General features: G+C 56.0%; 1 protein-coding gene. It reads left to right on the forward strand.

Annotation, left to right across the window (positions count from 1 at the left end; translation table 11 throughout):
• The coding region (locus tag ACQV2Q_RS08915; RefSeq protein ID WP_428882522.1) for a hypothetical protein at positions 1-580 on the forward strand (580 nt) is incomplete at both ends.

Consider the following 580-nt stretch of genomic DNA (forward strand, 5'->3'; position numbering starts at 1 on the left):
GCGTCAACTGGCTCAATACCGATGCAACGCAGAACCTGTGGGAATTGTCCTCGCTGCCGACCAGCATCACATCGTCTTTCATCCGATCCGCTGACGGCTCCGTGCGTGTCGGTACGACGGAAATCGAACTCGCGGATATCAGCCTTTTCAATGTGGGTGGCGGCGGTGCCTTGCAAGCGGACCCGCGTTCACTCGGCGACATCGGCGGGTTTCGCAACTCCGATCTGAATTCGCCGGGTTCTCGCGGTTCGCAGACATGGGATTGGACCGGGGCACTCACGCTGACTGGTACGGACACAATAAAGTTCGACCTCACGCTCGATGCAAGTGCCCTGTCCGCAGGCGAGACCTATACTGTCACCATCAGCAAATCGACCATTGATGTAGCGCTGCTTACGACGGACGGTGTTATCAATGACCCCCATGAATATACAACGGTTCTTGCGCAGGCCTTCTTTGAAGCAGGTATCTCCGACAAGGCCATCGCGACTGTACCGGGCCTTCCCCCAACGCAGGTAGAAATCATTACCAGTGAGAATACCGGGAATCTTGGTTCCAGCGTTTCGATCAGCAACGTTGT

This window comes from Facklamia sp. P12950 (assembly GCF_050409465.1).
GTDB lineage: Bacteria > Bacillota > Bacilli > Lactobacillales > Aerococcaceae > Facklamia.